Raw genomic sequence first — 17,619 nt, 5'->3', positions numbered from 1 at the left:
AACGATGCTGATCAATCATGCTGCGCTCGACGCACGTTCGCCTCGATCCCCGGCAGCCCGCGACCTCATGGGAAGGGGCTATACGGTTCTCCGCGACGCCGTTCCGGCTTCGCTAATCGGCGCGATCGCCGAGGATCTCGGGCCACGCTACGAGGCGACGCCTTTTTGTGAAGGCGGCTTCTACGGGACAAGGACCAAGCGGTTCGGCCGCCTTCTGATCCGCTCGCCACATATGGCCGATCTGGTCATGAACTCTGCCGTCCTCGAGCTCGCCGAGATCGTACTCGGGAACTGGTGCGACCGGATCCAGCTCAATCTCACCCAGGCGATCGAGCTTCATCCCGGCGCTCTCGCGCAATTCCCGCACCGTGACCAGAATATGTGGCAGGGTGCGCTTGGCGAGGTCGAATATCTCGTCAATGTCATGTGGCCGCTTACCCCCTTCACCGAGGAGAATGGCGCGACGATCATCTGGCCGGACAGCCATGGCGTCGAAGCGTTGGTGGAGGAATCGAAGGAAACCCCGATCGTTGCGGAGGCCCAGCCCGGCGACGCGATCGTCTTCCTCGGCTCGACACTGCACGGCGCCGGCGGAAATCGGAGCGGCAGCGTCCGCCGCGGAATCATCGTCAGCTACTGCCTCGGCTGGCTCAAGCCCTACGAGAACCAGTGGCTGGCCTATCCGCCGGAGATTGCACGGACATTCGCGCCAGGCCTCGCGGCGCTTGCCGGCTATGCGCAGCATCGTCCCAATCTCGGCAATTTCGAGGGGCAATGTCCGTCGGTGCTGTTCAATGGCTACCCCGCCGACCCAATCGCCGCGGTCGATGCGCTCCGGCCCGATCAGCAGGCCCTTCTCGCCGACTATGTCGCCGGGCAGCCGCCGGAAGGAGAAGGCGAGCGCGGGGCGTTGGCGGCATGAGCCCTGGTGCCACGATGGAGCGGGTCTATCTGGATTTGAAGGCACGCATATTGTCTGGCGCCTATCCGCCAGGCACTCGCCTCGAGGCCGCGCAGCTTTCGAGAACGCTTGCCTCGAGCGCCACTCCGGTCCGCGATGCCCTCTACCGCCTCTCGGGGGAGCGGATCATCGAGAGCTGGCACCAGGAGGGGTTCCGGCAGCCCCTCCTTGGCGAGGCCGATCTCGTCGACCTCTATGGCTGGGCCGGGGCGCTCCTGTCGATGGCGCTCAAGGGGCGGTCCCCGCGGCCTGACTTGCCCGGCGGCCTGATCGAACTTGCGGCTCACGACTCCTATCCGGAGGCGATCGAAAGTCTCTTCCGGACCATCGCGACCGGCAGCTCGAATGGCGAACTTCGCGCCGCGATCGTCAATATGGTGGAGAGGAGCATGACAATTCGCTCGCTGGAGGTCCGCGTTGATGCCGACGCGCACGATGCTTTGAAGGCAATGGCGGAGGATTATCGCTTCGGGCGCTGGAGCGCTTTGCGCAGCAAAATCACGCGCTTCCATCGCCGGCGAGCCGGGTTCGCCGGGCGCGTTGCTGCCGAGATCCGCAAGCGCTCGGAACCCTTGCGATAATATTCGGACGATATGAGTCGTATAAAATTCCTATACGGCGCCGCCGCCCTAGCTTCGATCGAGCCGCAATTCCGCGGCATCTTGGAAGGAAACGATCATGGATCGCGAAACCAATGAACTGATCGAACTCGGCACCGTCACGACGGACACCGCCGGCGACGATCCGCTGGGCATCGAAGGTGCCGGCAAGTTCAAGGTCACCGGGCTCACCCAGGACTGACCACGGCGCCGGGGGCCGGGCAGCCGGCTCCCGGCATCGCCCTTCGATGATCGAGGAAAGGAAATGACCATGGAACGCGAACCCCAGGAGCTCGTCGAGCTCGGCACTGTCACGACCGATACCGCCGGCGACGAAGGCCTGCCGATCGAATCCGGCGGGCGCATGCTGCGCCCCGGTCTCGTCCAGGACTGACGGCACCCCGGGGGCCCGGCGGTGCCGGGTCTCCGGAAGCCCCAGGCATCATGGCAATGGGTTGGCAACTGGCGACCGGCACGGGCTATTGCGAGGTGGGCGGCGAGCTTGTCTTCCTCGATCTCGCCCGCGACAAATATTTCTTGCTGCGCGGGGCCGACCGCGCGGCGTTCGATCGCCTCCGGGCCGGAGAACCCAACGATAGCGAAGCCATCACGCGGCTCGAGCGAGCCGGGCTCATCATGCAGTCGGGGAAATCCACCAGCATCGGACCGACCGAGATCGAAGTGCCCGAGGATGATCTCATGGCGACGGAGGGCCGAACGGGCCTGCGGATGATTGCTTCGGCGGCGTTCGCGCTTCGCTGGGCTCGGCGGGCGATGAGGCCTGAGCATATTGCCGCGACTGTCGTCCGGTTTACCGAGCGAAAGCGTGCCATCGGCGTCCCGGGAACGGAGGATGCAGCCGCTTCCGTTGCCGCCGCTTATGCCGCGAGCCGCTGGCTCAATCCCATTCCGCCGCGCTGTCTGATCGATGCGCTCGCGCTCGACCATATCCTTCTTGCGCGCGGTATCGTCGCGAGCCTCGTCTTCGGCGTGCGGATGTCGCCCTTCAACGCTCATTGCTGGCTCCAGACCCCGGAGACCATCCTTACCGGTTCGGCTGCCGAGGCCCGTAACTTCACGCCGATCCTGGCCGTCCGGTGAAGCGGGGACTGCTCGCCTTTCTGGGAGCACCCGACCGCGCGGCGGACGTCGCCGCCGCCGCCGAGCAGCATGGCCTTGGCGCGGTCGCGATCGAGCATGACCATATCCTGTTCGCAGGCACGGACCTGCCGTCGCGGCGCCTCGCGGACGGCGCGGTCATCCTCGGGGATATCTTCACGCGAACCGGGGTGAGCGTTCACGCTCCCGCGGATGGCTGGGGTAATTTCATCGCGGTAGCACGGCGGGGTGATACGCTGATCGTTGAGCGGGCGGCGCTGACCGGCATGCCGCTATATTGGATCCGGAACGCGGACGGGATCCTCTGCTTCTCGCATCTCGAACTCGTCCGTGACTTGCTCTCGGACGTTTCGATCGACTGGGAGTTCGTCGGCCAGTCCCTCGCGTACAGTAATCTCAGGACCGAGCGCACGGGCATTGCGGGCCTGCTCGAGCTGCTCCCCGGCTCCAGCCTCGCGTTCGACGGTCATGGGACCGAGGTCCGGGCGGACTGGTCGCCGTGGGAGCATGTGGCAAAGCCGGCGGCGAGCGGCGTTGCCGAACTTGCCGCGGCGCTCGAGCGGCGCATCGACAGCAGCGTGAAGGCCTGGAGTTCGGGTCGCAGCGAAATTCTTCTCGAACTGTCGGGTGGGCTCGACAGTTCGATCGTCGCGGCCTCGCTCTCGGGGGCGGGCGCGGACTTTTCGGCGATCAATTTCGCGACGCCGGGCGCCGATGGCGACGAACGCCATTTCGCGCGCGCGGTTGCCGAGCGCGTTGGCGCTGCGATGATCGAAGCCCGGAACGACGACACGCGGATCGATCTTCTGTCGCCGCCTGCCCATTTGCATCCGCGCCCGGGTGCCTATGGCGTTCTCGGCGGCCTTGACCAGGCCTTCGAGGAGGCTGGCGGGGGAAAGGCAAGGGCGATTATCGGCGGCATCGGCGGCGATAATGTCTTCGCCTTCGACAGCTCTATCGGCCCCGCGGTCGATGCGTTCGAGCAGTTCGGCTTCTCGCGGCGGACCTTTGCCGTACTTCGCGACGTTGCGCGCGCGGGTGGCGCGACGATCTGGGAGGCGGTCCGCCTGCTGGTACGTGCTCGGCGCGTCGGGCCGCGCCGAGGCTGGCCGCGCGAGACGAGCTTCTGCAATCAGGCGGCGCTGCCTGCGGCACCCTTCACTCATCCCTGGGACGAGGGGGCGGCTGGCGCGTCGAGAGGCAAGCGCAAGCATGTCGAGGCCATCCGCCGGATCCTCGATTTCGCCGACCGTCCCGATCGCTGGTACGATCGCGATGTCGGCCTGCCACTGCTGTCGCAGCCGGTCGTCGAGCTCTGCCTGTCGATCCCGAGCTGGGTCTGGTTCACCGGTGGCCGGGACCGGGCGGTTGCTCGCGCCGCCTTTGCGAACCGCCTGCCGGCATCGGTCGTGTGGCGGCGCGACAAGGGGCGACTGGAATCGCTCTGCACCGCCGCCTTCCTGCGGCAGCGGCATGACCTCGGCGAGCTGCTGCTGGACGGCCGTCTCGCCACGCGCGGGCTGCTCGATGCGGCGAGCATATCGGCCTATATCGAGGCTGCCGACGTCGTCGGCAATTTCGACTATTTCCGATTGCTTGAGATCGCCGATGTCGAGCGTTGGATCCGCGCGGTCGAGGCTTCGCCCTTCTTCGGTCCGAGCAGCGACCAGCGCTGATACTGCCCGGCCTTGGCGGGATCGGGGTCGATCGCGCCTTGCAGCCAGTAACGAAACCAGTCGAGATTGCGCTGATAGGCGGCGAGCTTCTGCCGGGGCTCGGCCTTGATGTGTGCAGCGAACGGGAAGATGTGCATCTCGGCGAGCCGGGCGGTCGCGAGCTTGCTGAACAGTTCGAGCGAGAGCCGCGCTTCATGTTCGGGCAGCTGCATGAGGAGGGGCGCGTGAATGTTGGAGGTGTCGAGCGCCGCTGAAAGGCGCTTCCAGCCGTCCGGCGATTCATCGGGTGATCCGACCTTCCAGACTTCGCGCACATTTTTGATGAAGGTCTCGCGCCCGGGCCGCGCGTTGAACCAGTAATAGCTTGGTTCGAGCTGAACCGAGGCGATCGAGGCGGCCTTGAGCAAATCACTGTGCCGGAGCGTCCACGTCGTGACCTCGCTCCCGAAGCTGAGGCCCCCCATGCCGACGCGCGCCGGATCGACGATCCCGCGCTTTGCGAGGAGATCGACCGCGGCACGAACAGCCTCCATGCCCTGTTCGTAGCGTGCTTCTCCGACCGCGCCGCTTGGCACCGAATTGATGCAGAGTGCGGCGATCCCGTTCGCGGCAAGCGCGCGCAGCGGCCATTCGTCGCCGACACCGCCGCGCAGATATCCCGCGCAGCGATAGTAAGTGACGAAGAGCGGCAGCCGCCCGGGGATCTTCGGGCGGATCAATACGCCCGACGCACGGCTGCCGCTCACCTGCCACGCGATGGTTTCGGCAAGGAGCCCTTCGCTGTCAGGATCTGGATTGGGGGAGGAGACGACGGTCTTGTTGCCGCCCTCGCCGATACGGACGAGGCGCGGCGCGATATCGGGGGCGGCTTCGACGCAGAAGATGGCAGCCTGCGCTGCGGCGCAGGGCAGATAATGGGTACGGCCGCCCGAGAGTTGTCCGTCCGCAGCGGCGAGGCGGGTCAGCCTTGCTGTTCGTGCCGACCAAGCGAACAGGGTCTGGTGGAAGTCCGCGTCATGGAGCGCGACGACCGCGCTTCCGTCGCTTCGGGGCGCCCACCAGGAGAGGCGCAGCTCACCCGGGGGACATTGGCTTTTTGCCGCGCACATACCGCGGGCTCCGAGCGCGGTGCGCAGCGCGACGGGCAAATCGGCTGGCGAAACGAGAGCGGGATGCGGCTGTGGTTCGAGCAGCGCCTGATCGGCGGCATCTGCGGCGACGGGCGCGAGGGCACCGGCATCGTAGCGTAGGAAGTGGCGCGGCGCGGCAGCGAGCAGCGGCGCCCTGTCGAACCAGTCGCCCGAGAAGCGCTGCGTGGCCGGGCGCCCGTTGATCAGGGCGCCATGATAGAGCGGCTGGGCAAGGTCGGTGGCGCCGTCGACGAGGATGCCGGTTTCGCGCTCGGCTTCCTCGGCGCGTGCAATAGTGGCCCGCGACGGCCCCTCGCGCGTGACGAGCGCACCGTCGGCCCGAAACGCGAATGCCTCGATGTCGCTGTCGCCGTCCGCGATGGCACGAAAGCCCGAGCCGTCGGTTGCGCTGGCCCAGAGGCCGACCCGTCCGTCGACGAGCGCGCGAACGACAAGGCGATGGCTGTCCGGACCCCATTTGGCCTCACCGGCTACGATCACGCCAGCATCGTCCCACATCGCCGTTCCGAGACGACCAAGCGAGCGCGGGGGTGACCGGCCGTCGGCCGCAACCAGATACCAGTCGACGTCGATGCGGTTCGTGGCGGTCGATGGCCTCTCAATCCTGTAGGCGATCCAGCGACCGTCGGGAGACGCCGCAAGCCCCGAAATATCGGCGGTCTCGACGATCTCCCTCGGCGTCGTCTGGCTGGCCGCGGGCGATGCCGCGGCCAGCAGGGCAAGGATCAGCGTCAGCCGTCCTACCATTTGATCGTCGCCTGGACCGAGATCATCCGCCCGACCGGGCTCGCCTTCTCGGGGTCATAACCCATTGCCGAGGTCTGGCTGCGGTTCATGACATAGGGCGGGTCCTTGTCGAACAGGTTCAGGACGGAAAGGCCAAGCTGAAGCCCCCGGCCATCTTCACCGCCGCTTCCACCGATCCGCTGCGAGATCGTGAGATCGACGGTGGTCCATGACGAGACGGGCTCGGCAGGCACGACGATCTGGTTGATATAGCTGTCGGTGAAATTGACGAAGGCATTGGCCGAGAAGCCGCCCTTCGACCAGCCCGCGCGCCCGCGCAGGCGCCACTTCACGGGGCTGGCGTAGAAGCCGACGACGTCGGTGCTCGGTGCACCGGGCGTCAATTGCCGCTTGATCGAGAAGATATGCGTGCCGCTGATCCCGAGGTCGAGCGTTCCGCCGGCCAGCTGCGGTGCGTAGCCGAGGTCGAAGTCGATCCCCCGCTGTCGTTCTGCCGAGAGATTGCGCGTTTGGCCGTCGAGGATCGCGACGATGTCGGTCGGCGCGAAGCCCGAGGGATTGAAGAAGGTCGGCTGGTTGAAGTAGAAATTGACGAGGTCGAGCGGCGGGTTGTCGATGATCACCCCGCCGAACACGTCGCGGTTCGACAGGAAGCGGAGATAATCCTCGGTCACCGTTCCGATACGATCGCGATAATCGACATAATAATAGGTGAGCGATGCGCGGAGGCCCGGCAGCGAGGGCGGCGCGATATCGAAGCCCGCAGTCCAGGTCGTCGCCTTCTCGGGCTGGATGTTCGGCGCATAGCCGAACAGCGCGAGGACGGTCGATTGCCCCGTCGGCGACGCTGGATCCGGCACATTCTCGACCGAGTAGAGCGAGAGCGCCGGGCCGATCAGTTCGTCGAACAGGGGGGCGCGGAACGACGTGCCGTAGGAACTGCGGAGCGCGATGCCTTCAGCGGGTTCCCAGCGCAGGCTGAACTTCGGATTCTCGGTGCGACCGAACTGGTTATAGTCCTCGATGCGACCTGCAGCAGAAAGTTCGAGGCGCCGGAAGCCGGGCACTTCATTGTCGGGGCCGAAGATCGGCACCAGCAATTCCGCATAGAGTGACTTCACATGCCGCGGACCGGGCAGGCCGGGATAGGGCGCATTGTTCGGGGTCGCGGCGCTGATGTCGTTCTTGACGAAATAGTCATAGGCCTCGCGCCGATATTCCGCGCCCGCAGCGAGGCGGATATCGCCCGCCGGGAGACGGAACAACGGGCCGTCGGCGCGAAGCGCCGCCGACCAGTTCGAATAATCGTCGATCGTCCCGTAGCTGCCCCGGATGCGGTCGAGCGTCGCGGGATTGTTCGCCGTTCCGTCGCCGAACACGTTGAGCGCGGTCGCCGGGTTGGTGTCGGCGAGCGCCGCAGTCAGACGGGCATTGTTGACGAGATTGGTATAGTCGGCCTTGCCCTTCTGACGGCCATAGGCACCGCCGAGCTGGATGCTCCACGGCCCGAGACGCTGTTCGAGCCCACCTGACAGGTTAATGGCCCGCACGCGGCCCGAACGGTTCTCACGTCCGAGGTCGTTCGCAAAGCTGTAGGTGACCTGCACCGGCTGGTTCGTACCGATCGGATCGGTATAGAAGGGATTGGTGACCGGCACGCGCGACACGCGGAGGAAGTCGCCCTTCGCGATCCTGCGGAAATCGCGCTGCGCGGCGAGCGCGTTGACCTTGAGGATCAGGTCGCTCGTGATCTCCAGTTCGCCTCCGGCATAGAGGCTGTGAACGCGCTGGCGCGGCAGGATGTCGCTCTCGGCACGGCCGTCGCGCCGGTTCTGGATGCCGGGAAGGAGCTGCGCAGCGGTGAGCGCCGTTCCGTTCTGCCCGGCGGGTATGCCGAAGATCTGCCCGTTCGCGGCCCGGATCGTGCCCGGCACAGCGGTTGTCGACCGGAAGTCGGGTCCGCCGAAGGGGCGAAGATCCTCGCGGGCAAAATCGCGTTTCGCGCCCGCGAGCGCGCCGCGGTTCGAGAACTGGTAGGCGAGCATGACATGGCCGCCGCTCCACCGCTTGCCGAGAAGCTGGCTGAATTGCACCTCGCTGAAGTCGCCGTCGGCGGTTCCCGCGCGCAGCGTCGTTTCCGCGCCTTCGAAGCGATTGCGAATTCGGACGTTGACCACGCCCGCGACGGCGTCGGCCCCATAGATAGCCGACGCGCCATCGGTCAGCACTTCGATCCGCTCGACCGCGCCCATCGGGATCAGCGAGATGTCCGCGAAAAGGCCGCCGACGCCGCCGAGGGCGGGGCGCGAGCCGTCGATCAGGACCAAAGTCGACGAGGTGCCGAGCCCGCGAAGGTTGATACTCGATCCGAGCGTCGCGTCATTGCCAGTGCCGTTGCGCGTGGTCGCGCCCGTTGTGGCCTCGTTCGAACCGCCGCCGAATGCCTGTGGGAGCGATTGGAGCAACTGCTGGACACTGCTGTAGCCGCTCTTCTCGATGGCCTCCCGGTCGATGGACACGACGGGCGACCCGGTGGGACCGGCCCCGCGAATACGCGAGCCGGTAACGACGATCGATTCCCCGCCGGATTCAGTCGATCCAACTTCCTCGGCATGGTCGTTTCCCGAGCGCAGCACCCAGGCCCCTTCGACCAGTTCGACGTTGAGGCCGGTGCCGGCAAGCAGACGCGAGAGGGCAGTATCGGCTGTCAGGCGACCTTGGACGCGGGCGCTGCGCTTGCCTTCGACGAGACCTGTCGAGGCGATCACTTCCCGGCCTGAAATCTGCGAATAGCGTTGCAGGGCCGCGCCGAGATCCTGCGCGGCAATATTATAGGTCTGCTGTGCTGGTTGTGCCTGTGCGTGCGCGGCAGGAACCTGAATCGCGATTGCCGCGGTGCTCACCGAGAGCATCGCCGCCAGAAACTTGTACTTCATCTTACCTCCCCAAGCGGCCACCGATGGCCGTCTGGGGGTGCAAAACACCGGAAAGGGAACTCCCCCCCTCTCCGATCGGAATTATTTTTTACTGAGGGTGATCGCGTCCGGCCCCTCTGCCGCCTCCAGGTCCAGAGCTGCCGCGAGTTTGCGGGCAAGGGCTGCGCCGTTGTCGACGTCGAAACGGCCCGTCACAGGGAGTGATGCGAGGGCCGGGTCGGCGAGGCGGATCGGCTTCGCGTTGGCCTTGTTGGCCGCATCGATGACCGCGCCGAGCGGGAGTCCGTCGGCCGCCAGCATTGTGGTCGGCTCTGCCGTTTGGACCGGGCTGGTCATGGCAGGAATGAGACGCGGGCCGCTTTGCGCGACTTCGGCGCTTTCCCCGGGGGCGAGGCGCACGGTCTTTGTCGTCCCGCCGAGCCGGACCTCGACCAAGCCGCGCACGAGTTTGACCTTCGGGACATCCGACCGGGCGTCGACCTCGAACACCGTACCAAGAGCTTTCGTCTCCGAGATGCCGGCGACGACGATGAAGGGGCGGGCGCTGTCGTGTGCAACATCGAAGCGTGCGCGGCCGCCGTGCAGGCGGACACGGCGCTCGGTGTCGGAGAATTGCGGTTCGGCCCACGCGCCGTCCATCAACGTCACGGTCGAGCCGTCGGCGAGGCGAAGCTGGCCGGGAAGCATGGGGCCTGCAGCTATCTGGGGCGTGTCGCCCTGCCGGCCGAGATGCCAGGCGAAGCCGACAGCTATCACGAGCCCGGCGACGGCGGCGAAGGCCCACCGGAATCCGCCCGACGGCTTTTGTCCCTCTCGCGCGATCGCCTCGATGCGGGTTCGGGAGGCAGAGCCGGTCATCACGAAATCGTCCTCGGCCACCGCGAATGCTTCGGCGTTACCGGGTTTCGCATACCAGATTTTGAAGGCCTCACGGTCGGCCTCTGTGGGGGCACCTCGCATGCGCACGCCCCATTCGATCGCTTCGCGCTCGCTGGATTTCACGACTGCGGGTCTCGTGCCTTGCGAACCGCGACCAAAGCTTTGACGATATGTTTTTCCACGGCTTTATTGCTCATGCCTTTGATTCGTCCGATCTCGGAATAGCTGAGATCTTCGAACCTGTGCATCAGGAATACATCCCTTGTGACTGGATTCAGTCTGGCGATGGCTTCCTCGGCGCGGCGAAGCATGTCGCGGTGCTCCAGCGTCGCATGCGGGTCGGGGCCCGCAACGTCATGATCCTCGAAGCTGTGGTGAGCTTGCAACTGGCTGCGCATCCCCGACCGCTTCCGGTTTTTCAGGATCGTTCGGGCTGTCGACGCGAGATAGGCTGCAGGGGCTTCGAGGAAGGTTGCGCTCACGCCCTTCGCGGAAAAGAGGCGGCGAAACGTCTCCTGCACGAGGTCGCCGACTTCATGCGGCGGAACGTTGCGGCGGAAGATGCCTGCTACGCGGGCCTGATGTGCGACGTACAGCGCCTCGGCGCGATCGGCATGGTTGAACCCCGCCCAGTCGTTTGGAGGCAGGGGGTCGCCCGGTGCGGCACCTCGCCGGTCCGTCGGGTCGTCATCATAGTCCATTCCATATCGCCTACCGGTCGGACGGTGAGGCGATGAAGCCGGGAGGTAAGAACATATTCGGAAATATGCGCCGCCGCCTTTAGCCCGAAGGCCTGGACATACGCGTCGGCCACCCGGCAACGGATGGGAATGTCATAAGGCTTCCGAACGAGATTCTTACGTCCCGGCACCGCGCGCCTTGCTGCCCGATGCCCTGTCAGCATAGCGCTGCGCTGCGAAGGGGCAAGTTGACGTACGGGTTAATGGTCCAAATTGAATCTATCTGTCAGCTTCCGGCCGAGGTCGTCATTTCAACTGATCCATCGGTCCGACCCGCCGCAACAGCGCTTTGGACGGCGGCGCAGCCGATGCAACAGGAGCGATGCTCCTGTCCTTCGCTGCGCTGCGGCCCTGCGGGTGCATCCGCTGCTCATGCCACCGTCCCGACGCTTCCGCCGCGGCGGGATCGGCCCGCGCGTGACGCAGGAGCAGCACCATGGCAGCAATCGGAATCGTCAATGGAAGTATCGAGAAGGGCTTCATTGGCCAGCTGACGACCCTATCGATAAGGGCCCCGATCGAAATCCGCCTCAATCGGGCGAAGGGCTCGCAGATTCAGCCTGACTATCGCCTTTGGTCGGACGGCGTCGAGATCGGCGCGGGATGGATCCGTGTCGGCGCGGGCTCGGGAAAGCCCTACGTATCCATCACGCTTGAAGCGCCCGAATTCGGCCCACGGCGCCTCTATGCGAACCTTGGCAGGGCTGCGGCGGCCGAAGATGAGAACCGCTTTGCGATCATCTGGAACGCGGCGGATTGAGATGGCAAATAACTTTCACCCTCGCGACGAAGCTGGGCTTGCCACGCTCATGCAATCGCTTGTTTCCCTTACGGTAACGGTCGCTCTAACCGGCCTGCATCGGCGCCGTCGGGGGGCCGCGCCGATGGGGGTAAATCTCTCAGCAACAACCCGTCGGCCGAGCATGCGACCCGCTCGGCCGTCACTCGGCGGCATCCTTGCGTTCCGGATCAATATCGGGGTGCAAGGGTGTCGCCACCTTGTTAGGGTGACCGCGCATGCGTAGCGGTATCGATCATCTCCCACCTCAGAAGCAGCGCGAGCTCGAACGGATCGTCGAGATCATTTTCGAGGAGTTCGGCGACGCATTGGCTCTCGCGACGCAGGACTGGAAGCGCAAGGGGCGCATTTCCAAGATCATCCTGTACGGCAGCTACGCCCGCGGCGGTTGGGTCGACGAGCCGCATACGGCCAAGGGATATCAGTCCGATTATGATCTGCTGATCATCGTCAACGATGATCGGCTGACCGACCGGGTCGAATATTGGTCGAAGCTTGATGATCGGCTGATCCGGGAACTGTCGGTTACGAAGACGCTTCGCACGCCAGTGAACTTCATCGTGCATAGCGCTGGCGAGGTAAACGCGGGACTGTCGCAGGGTCGCTATTTCTTCATGGACGTCGCGCGCGACGGGATCGCGATTTATCAGGCGGTCGACGACGAACTACCCGAACCGCAACCGAAGACGCCGCACGCTGCGCTGGAGATGGCGCGGGAGTATTTCGACGAGTGGTATCCGAGTGCTTTGAAGCGGAGGGATATAGCGAAGTTCGCTGTCGAGCAGAATTATCTGAAGGACGCCGCGTTCGACTACCATCAGACGGCCGAGCGCCTCTACAATTGCGCACTGCTTGTTTGTTCGTTCTACAGCCCGCACGTGCACAATCTCGCATTTCTGCGCACCCAAGCAGAACGGATGGACGAGCGCTTGGCTGAAGCTTGGCCTCGCGAGACGAAGGCCGATCGATCACGTTTCGAGAAGTTGAAGGAGGCTTACATTAAAGCCCGCTATTCGAAGCACTATCGGATCTCTGTGGAGGAGCTAGCTTGGCTCGGTAGCCGAGTTGACGCTCTAGCGGCGATTGTCCGCGAAGTCTGCACATCGCGTATCTCCGAGCTTGAGGAAACTGCACGGGCAGCCAGCTAGTTTGCGCCTCGCTCGAAGCGGTGATCTTTGGCATTCCATCCTGAATGAAATTCGGTAACTCGATCTGACCAGATGGCCAGGTGGATGCTTTAAAGGGGGGATACTTTCAGGGTGAAGCATCACTCCAACCTGAAGCTTCAAGTGCCGCCGAAAGTCGCAATTGCATTGAATCTCCATAAGTTTGATCTACGGCTCTGGAGTGTGCAATCAGTCCGCCGACGTGTCTCACCATGCCCCAGACCGACGTAAAGTGGCGCGAGGCTGCGTGCTCCGCTAAGCCAAATTTCTCGATGCCGCGGACATGAGATTCGACCCTAGCCCGATATTCGCGAGACAGCCGCACCTCATCGCCGTCAACAAGCAATCCCAAGACGAGTTTGCGCGCGCCTGGCGGCGCAATGACGACTTTCTTGCGATGTAACAGGTGCCCGAACGAATTGAACACACGCTTCACATCATGGACCAGATTGCGCACTTCACGCCGAGTAATCGTCGTCCCGGTCGAAAAGACAACATCGTCGGAGTAGCGTGTATAAACAAGTCCACGCTCCCGAGCGATCTTTGCCAAGAGGTCGTCCATTGGCTCGCTTACCAGGTTGGACAGCATGGGGCTGGTTGGGGCCCCCTGAGCCAGGTGACCGAGGCGGTCGTCGCTGTAGGCCGTGATCTCTGCTGGACCATGAGTCCGACCCGAACGCCACCTCGAATCGATCTGCACATACGGTGAGTGTACTCTCGTGCATAGGCAAGACCAAGATAGCAGGCGAGGACGCCGACAACATCGGTGCTCGTCGGGACGCCGGGCTTCATCACCCATTTGCGCTGAAAATGGCATAGCGCTTCATACCATTGCATGATCGGGTGTCGCTGCTCGAGCGGCTTTGCGATCTCGGCATTACCCCACGCCGGATCGAGCTTGGTCTTGAGATAGTCCTGCAGGAAATCAGGGAATGTCTTCCAGTTCCGGGATGAAAGGAGCTTGTTGCCGATTGCGACGATCTGCTCATTACCAACCTTCGCAGAGATGATCGGGCGTCCTAGGCCCTGCTGCTTCTCGCGCACCCTCTCGCGCGCTCGCCACTGCGTCCGGGCTTGCTCGATGTCCTTTGGAAAAACGCCAACTGCGGGGAGGTTCGATCCGACTGTACCATGACAGTGCTTGAACTTGCGTCCGCTTCTGCAGGGACAGCGCTCATTTCGGCCGATCTTGCGGCTACGTCGTGGCGGGCTCGTGGACATTTGTTCTCTTTTTGTCCGAAATCTCCCGATTGGTCAAATTGAGCGCTTTCGATCGGTCTCTCACTTCGCAGACTCGACATGAGCGCATTCGTCCAAGGCCTTCGGGCCATTGCCCTCAGTTCTCGGGGAGTTCATGCGGTAAGCCCCGCTACATCTCTGCAGCGGGGCTTCCCTAGATTGCATCCGAAGATGCGATCAAATTCTGCCATTCTTTCGTCTGGACAGGTAATTGAAACGTCCGGGATCGATCGATGGTTCCCGCGGTCTGGTCAGCCTTCGAAATTTCTCTTCTCATAGACGGTGCCGATCGTCGCGCCGTCCCAGACATAGCAAAGGTGTCGTTCCTGCCGGCAGTTCGCGAGCAGACGAGGCCGGAAGGCGGCGGCGCATTCTCCGCCGGGGTCGCGGACGCTTAGGTAGCGAATGCCATCCGATCCTGCCTCGCGCAGCTCGGTCGCGAGACCCTGCGAATGGGCATAGGTGTCGGGATCGTAGAGATGGGCATGGCTTTCCGCGTGGCCGCGAATGTCGTGAAGATTTGCGGTGAGGTCGGCGGCATAAACGCGCATGTCGATCTCCTGCGCGGGCTCGTCGGTCGCGCCGAGAAAGCGGACGCGGTGGTGCTTGGTCTCGGCAATCGCGGTGTCGATGGTGAGGCCGGCGTAGAAGACGCCGAAGCTCCCGTCGGAGAAACGGCTACCCTCGGTATTGAGATGCGTGAAGGCGGCCATGATCGGCGTCGTGCCGGGGCCGGCGATGCGGTCCTCGGGCGGGACGAGCGCGAGGTCGCCGACCTCGTCGCGGAGCCGGTCATTTGTCATCGCCTCGATGATGAAGACTGCGTCGAGGTCGGCCGGGTCTGCCACCTTGTCGAACAGGCCGACTGGCGGGAAGCGGCTCGGGATGATGCGATAGCAAGGCGCCCAGCTCGTGGCGGTAACGGGAATGTCCAAGGGATCAGCCGCGCTGGCCGTCGATATACTGGCGCACGACGTAGAGGTCGGAGACATTGCCCGACGCCATGCGATCGATGGCAGGCTTGCCGCCGAACATGGCCGCCTTGTTGGGCTTGCGCACCCACGCGTCGGCGGTTTGCGGGACGAGGATCTGCAAACCCTTGTAGATGCCCATCACATAGGAGATGCGTTCGAGCGCATCCTTGCTGAGCGCAGCGACATCGCCGCGTTTCCAGTTGTGGAAGGTCGAACGGCTGTCGAGGCCGAGGATCTTCATCTGTTCGACCTCGCTGAGGTCCCAGGCCTCTGCGATGTTGAAGAAGGTCCGGAGCGCGGGGCCGGTGAGTTCCTTGCGGTCGATAGCTTTTGCAGCGGTAGCCATATAGTCTCCAGTGAGACCTATATGTTCCTTATAGGAACAATTGTCAATAATTGTTCCATATCCGGTATTGTTGATAGTGGAGAAGGGCGCATTATGGACGCTGATACGATCGGTGCTATCGTCGTTGAGGCGATCGAGCAGCTTTACGCCGAAGAGGGCAAGATCATTTCCTTCGATATCGGCGAGAGGACGATCAGCTCCTCTCTGGCCTGGCTGCTCATCCCTCATTTTCCCGAGCACAAGGTCCATGTCGAATATAATCGGCATGACATCTATCCCAAGGAGATCGGGCTGCCGGATGCAGAAGGCGAGCTGACCGAGAGCAAGGTCTTTCCCGACATCATCGTCCATGTGCCGGGATCCGACGACGACAATCTGCTGGTTATCGAGATCAAGAAGTCCACGAGCAACAGGAGCAATGAGCGCGACCTGATGAAGCTTGAGCAGATCAAGCGGAGCTTCCGCTACCGGCACGCGTTGTTTGTCCGCCTCTCGATGGGCGAGGAGGCTTCGATCGAAGACTGTGCCCTCCAATGGGTCTGAACTATCCGATTTGAGCAAGAGGGAGGGGGCGACGACCGAATTTTCCGATCTCAACGTCTTTCAGATGTACGAAGCCAACGCGCGGCAGCCGGGCTTCTGGATCCGCCGAACGACCTGGGCGAACAGCTGCGCGCGCATCGTCGAGGTAGGGCCGCTCAACGGTCCCCCGCCATATTATGGCAATCCCAAAGTCTTTGCGGACATCCATGATCTGACGACCGGCGCCCTGATCGAGGCTCGCGCGAAGATACCGGTGCCCGGCACATACAAGACCTGGCGCAGGATCGACACGCCGGACTGGTTTCTCGACGACTGAGTGGGGCGTGTCGCCGTTCAGTTCGCGATCGTCACCGCAATCGGGCAATGATCGGAGTAATGTTTCTCGCCGGGAGCATAGAACGTCTCGGCGAAGCCTCTGAGGTCCGCGGCTGCGCGCCTGTCGAGAACGATATGGTCGATGAAGCTGGTATAGCGGGGATCGCAGGCCGGTCCCTTGCCGGCGTCGGCGAGATGGAGGTCGGCGTTCGCCGGCTCGCCATCGTCTATCTCGGTCCACACAATATCGCCGCTCTGCGCGAGCCGGCGGTTCCAGTCGCCGAGAACGGCGAAGCGGTCAGGGCCGCTCGCGGCTGCATCGATCCATGCCTCGAGCGCGGGGAGCTGCTGCATGAGCGTCGGGCATGCCTTGGCCTCGTTGCCCGCGAAACAACCCGATTTCAGGTGAATGCCGAGCAGGCGAATCGGCGCGCGGTCAGCCGGCCGCAATGTGATGTCGATCCCCGATCGCAGCTGCGCGTTGCCGATCATCAGCGAAGAAACATCCGCATTGCGCTCGAAGGCGATGCCCTTGCGGACCGCGAAACCCACCGCCTGGCGAATGACCTTCTGATCCGGATGCTCGCCGCCGCATGTACTGCTCGGCGCGCCCGGGCGCGCCTCCATGACGATCGTGTAGCTCGCCGTGTCGAAGATGCGTGCGGCAGCGGCAATGCTCTCGGCTTCCTGGAACGCGATCACATCGGCATCGAGGCTGCCGACTATGCGGCGCATCGCGGCATAATCAGCATCATCGCGCGGGTTGCAGCCGGCGCCGTTTTGCTCGGCGAGGAATTCTAGGTTCCAGCTAGCGACTTTTAGCGGTTTGGTCTGCGCGGGCGGGGTTATGTCCGCAGGCGAGCTCGCCGCGGCGGAGCAGGCGGTGGCGCTGAGGATCAGGGCGGATGCGATGAGGCGGATGGAGAGCATTGGTGCGCTAGTGCCGCAGGGAGTATTCGAGTTCAACAGCTTCTCCCCACATGCTGCGCCGTACATGGCGTCTCGCATCAGCTGGCGCTATATGGCCCGCCCGGCCGGGATTCTCCGGCCGCACAAGGAGACATCAATTGAACCATGCCGAACTGGCAGACAGCGTCGCCGCATCGCTCGGAGTGAGCAAGGCCGAGGGCAAGAAGGCCGTCGATGCCGTTTTCTCGGCGATCACGGACGCGGCCGCAAAGGGCGAAGAAGTCTCGGTCAGTGGCTTCGGCAAGTTCAAGGTCTCGACGTCGGCTGCTCGTGAGGGCCGCAACCCGGCGACCGGAGAGACCATGCAGATCGCTGCCAAGAAGAAGCTTGGCTTCGGAGCCGCCAACACCTTTATTGAGAATGATTTGCACTGACTGATTGGGGCCTGGCAATCAATATGGAATCGGCGTCTTTGGCTAACCCGCGATCAACGGGATCAGACTCCCGAGGAGCACAACGC

General features: G+C 63.7%; 21 protein-coding genes and 1 pseudogene. 11 read left to right on the top strand and 11 right to left on the bottom strand.

Annotated elements, in window-relative coordinates:
• Positions 1-4: 4 nt before the first annotated feature.
• The 6 genes from IR187_RS05870 to IR187_RS05855 all read left to right on the top strand — a co-directional run bounded on the left by IR187_RS05870 (position 5) and on the right by IR187_RS05855 (position 4,355).
• A complete protein-coding gene (locus tag IR187_RS05870) occupies positions 5-922 on the top strand; it encodes a phytanoyl-CoA dioxygenase family protein (RefSeq protein ID WP_058807764.1) in 918 nt (305 codons plus the stop codon).
• Entirely contained in the window at positions 919-1,542 is a 624-nt protein-coding gene (locus tag IR187_RS05865) for a GntR family transcriptional regulator (protein ID WP_058818522.1), read from the top strand. Before IR187_RS05870 ends, IR187_RS05865 begins: the two co-directional genes overlap by 4 nt.
• A gap of 97 nt (positions 1,543-1,639) precedes the next feature.
• Complete coding sequence (locus tag IR187_RS16965; protein ID WP_267463757.1) at positions 1,640-1,762, top strand: hypothetical protein; 123 nt, start codon at positions 1,640-1,642, stop codon at positions 1,760-1,762.
• A 69-nt stretch (positions 1,763-1,831) separates the two neighbouring features.
• A complete protein-coding gene (locus IR187_RS16960; protein ID WP_267463756.1) occupies positions 1,832-1,954 on the top strand; it encodes a hypothetical protein in 123 nt (40 codons plus the stop codon).
• A gap of 56 nt (positions 1,955-2,010) precedes the next feature.
• Positions 2,011-2,661, top strand: a complete 651-nt coding sequence (locus IR187_RS05860; protein ID WP_058807766.1) for a lasso peptide biosynthesis B2 protein — start codon at positions 2,011-2,013, stop codon at positions 2,659-2,661.
• Complete coding sequence (locus tag IR187_RS05855) at positions 2,658-4,355, top strand: asparagine synthase-related protein (RefSeq protein ID WP_058807767.1); 1,698 nt, start codon at positions 2,658-2,660, stop codon at positions 4,353-4,355. Before IR187_RS05860 ends, IR187_RS05855 begins: the two co-directional genes overlap by 4 nt.
• Here IR187_RS05855 and IR187_RS05850 read toward each other — a convergent pair.
• The 5 genes from IR187_RS05850 to IR187_RS05830 all read right to left on the bottom strand — a co-directional run bounded on the left by IR187_RS05850 (position 4,262) and on the right by IR187_RS05830 (position 11,246).
• Entirely contained in the window at positions 4,262-6,253 is a 1,992-nt protein-coding gene (locus tag IR187_RS05850; protein WP_058807768.1) for an Atxe2 family lasso peptide isopeptidase, read from the bottom strand. The genes IR187_RS05855 and IR187_RS05850 overlap by 94 nt on opposite strands.
• Positions 6,247-9,189: a TonB-dependent receptor gene (locus IR187_RS05845; protein ID WP_058807769.1), complete on the bottom strand. Its 2,943-nt coding sequence runs from the start codon at positions 9,187-9,189 to the stop codon at positions 6,247-6,249. The genes IR187_RS05850 and IR187_RS05845 overlap by 7 nt, the downstream gene beginning before the upstream one ends.
• An 81-nt stretch (positions 9,190-9,270) precedes the next feature.
• The gene (locus tag IR187_RS05840; RefSeq protein WP_058807770.1) at positions 9,271-10,191 is read right to left on the bottom strand and encodes a FecR family protein; all 921 of its coding nucleotides are present in this window, start codon (positions 10,189-10,191) and stop codon (positions 9,271-9,273) included.
• Positions 10,188-10,769: an RNA polymerase sigma factor gene (locus IR187_RS05835; RefSeq protein WP_058807771.1), complete on the bottom strand. Its 582-nt coding sequence runs from the start codon at positions 10,767-10,769 to the stop codon at positions 10,188-10,190. Before IR187_RS05835 ends, IR187_RS05840 begins: the two co-directional genes overlap by 4 nt.
• 285 nt (positions 10,770-11,054) lie before the next feature.
• The gene (locus tag IR187_RS05830) at positions 11,055-11,246 is read right to left on the bottom strand and encodes a hypothetical protein (RefSeq protein ID WP_156420506.1); all 192 of its coding nucleotides are present in this window, start codon (positions 11,244-11,246) and stop codon (positions 11,055-11,057) included.
• On the opposite strand from IR187_RS05830, the gene IR187_RS05825 reads away from it, so the two are divergent.
• Together IR187_RS05825 and IR187_RS05820 are read left to right on the top strand one after the other, a co-directional pair.
• Positions 11,245-11,568, top strand: a complete 324-nt coding sequence (locus tag IR187_RS05825; protein WP_058807772.1) for a DUF736 domain-containing protein — start codon at positions 11,245-11,247, stop codon at positions 11,566-11,568. The genes IR187_RS05830 and IR187_RS05825 overlap by 2 nt on opposite strands.
• Positions 11,569-11,825: 257 nt before the next feature.
• Positions 11,826-12,755 carry a HEPN domain-containing protein gene (locus tag IR187_RS05820; RefSeq protein WP_058807773.1) on the top strand — a complete coding sequence of 310 codons (930 nt, stop codon included), beginning with the start codon at positions 11,826-11,828 and terminating at the stop codon, positions 12,753-12,755.
• Positions 12,756-12,861: 106 nt separating this feature from the next.
• Here the strand turns inward: IR187_RS05820 and IR187_RS05815 are convergent, their stop codons facing one another.
• The 5 genes and pseudogenes from IR187_RS05815 to IR187_RS05800 form a co-directional block, all read right to left on the bottom strand.
• Positions 12,862-13,362, bottom strand: coding sequence for an RNA-dependent RNA polymerase family protein (locus IR187_RS05815; RefSeq protein WP_194953770.1), 501 nt, complete (start codon positions 13,360-13,362; stop codon positions 12,862-12,864).
• Complete coding sequence (locus tag IR187_RS05810) at positions 13,344-13,817, bottom strand: hypothetical protein (protein WP_228765583.1); 474 nt, start codon at positions 13,815-13,817, stop codon at positions 13,344-13,346. Before IR187_RS05810 ends, IR187_RS05815 begins: the two co-directional genes overlap by 19 nt.
• An 84-nt stretch (positions 13,818-13,901) precedes the next feature.
• A pseudogene (locus IR187_RS17145) lies at positions 13,902-13,994 on the bottom strand (SEC-C metal-binding domain-containing protein); the annotation flags it as partial.
• Between the two features lie 269 nt (positions 13,995-14,263).
• A complete protein-coding gene (locus tag IR187_RS05805) occupies positions 14,264-14,947 on the bottom strand; it encodes an RES family NAD+ phosphorylase (protein WP_058807775.1) in 684 nt (227 codons plus the stop codon).
• Positions 14,948-14,951: 4 nt separating this feature from the next.
• Positions 14,952-15,332 (bottom strand): antitoxin Xre-like helix-turn-helix domain-containing protein, encoded by a 381-nt coding sequence (locus tag IR187_RS05800; RefSeq protein WP_058807776.1) that lies wholly within the window; start codon positions 15,330-15,332, stop codon positions 14,952-14,954.
• 93 nt (positions 15,333-15,425) lie between these two features.
• On the opposite strand from IR187_RS05800, the gene IR187_RS05795 reads away from it, so the two are divergent.
• Both IR187_RS05795 and IR187_RS05790 read left to right on the top strand, forming a co-directional pair.
• Positions 15,426-15,875: a hypothetical protein gene (locus IR187_RS05795; RefSeq protein WP_058807777.1), complete on the top strand. Its 450-nt coding sequence runs from the start codon at positions 15,426-15,428 to the stop codon at positions 15,873-15,875.
• Between the two features lie 64 nt (positions 15,876-15,939).
• Positions 15,940-16,191, top strand: a complete 252-nt coding sequence (locus IR187_RS05790; protein ID WP_156420509.1) for a hypothetical protein — start codon at positions 15,940-15,942, stop codon at positions 16,189-16,191.
• Between the two features lie 17 nt (positions 16,192-16,208).
• Here the strand turns inward: IR187_RS05790 and IR187_RS05785 are convergent, their stop codons facing one another.
• Positions 16,209-17,120, bottom strand: a complete 912-nt coding sequence (locus tag IR187_RS05785; protein WP_058807779.1) for an endonuclease/exonuclease/phosphatase family protein — start codon at positions 17,118-17,120, stop codon at positions 16,209-16,211.
• Positions 17,121-17,257: 137 nt separating this feature from the next.
• Between IR187_RS05785 and IR187_RS05780 the strand changes: the two genes are divergently transcribed.
• On the top strand, positions 17,258-17,533 hold the full coding sequence (locus IR187_RS05780; protein WP_228765582.1) for an HU family DNA-binding protein: 276 nt from the start codon (positions 17,258-17,260) through the stop codon (positions 17,531-17,533).
• Positions 17,534-17,619 lie beyond the last annotated feature (86 nt).

Source organism: Sphingopyxis solisilvae (assembly GCF_015475875.1).
In the GTDB taxonomy this organism is placed as follows: domain Bacteria; phylum Pseudomonadota; class Alphaproteobacteria; order Sphingomonadales; family Sphingomonadaceae; genus Sphingopyxis; species Sphingopyxis solisilvae.
This window is presented reverse-complemented; position numbering and strand designations above follow the sequence as displayed.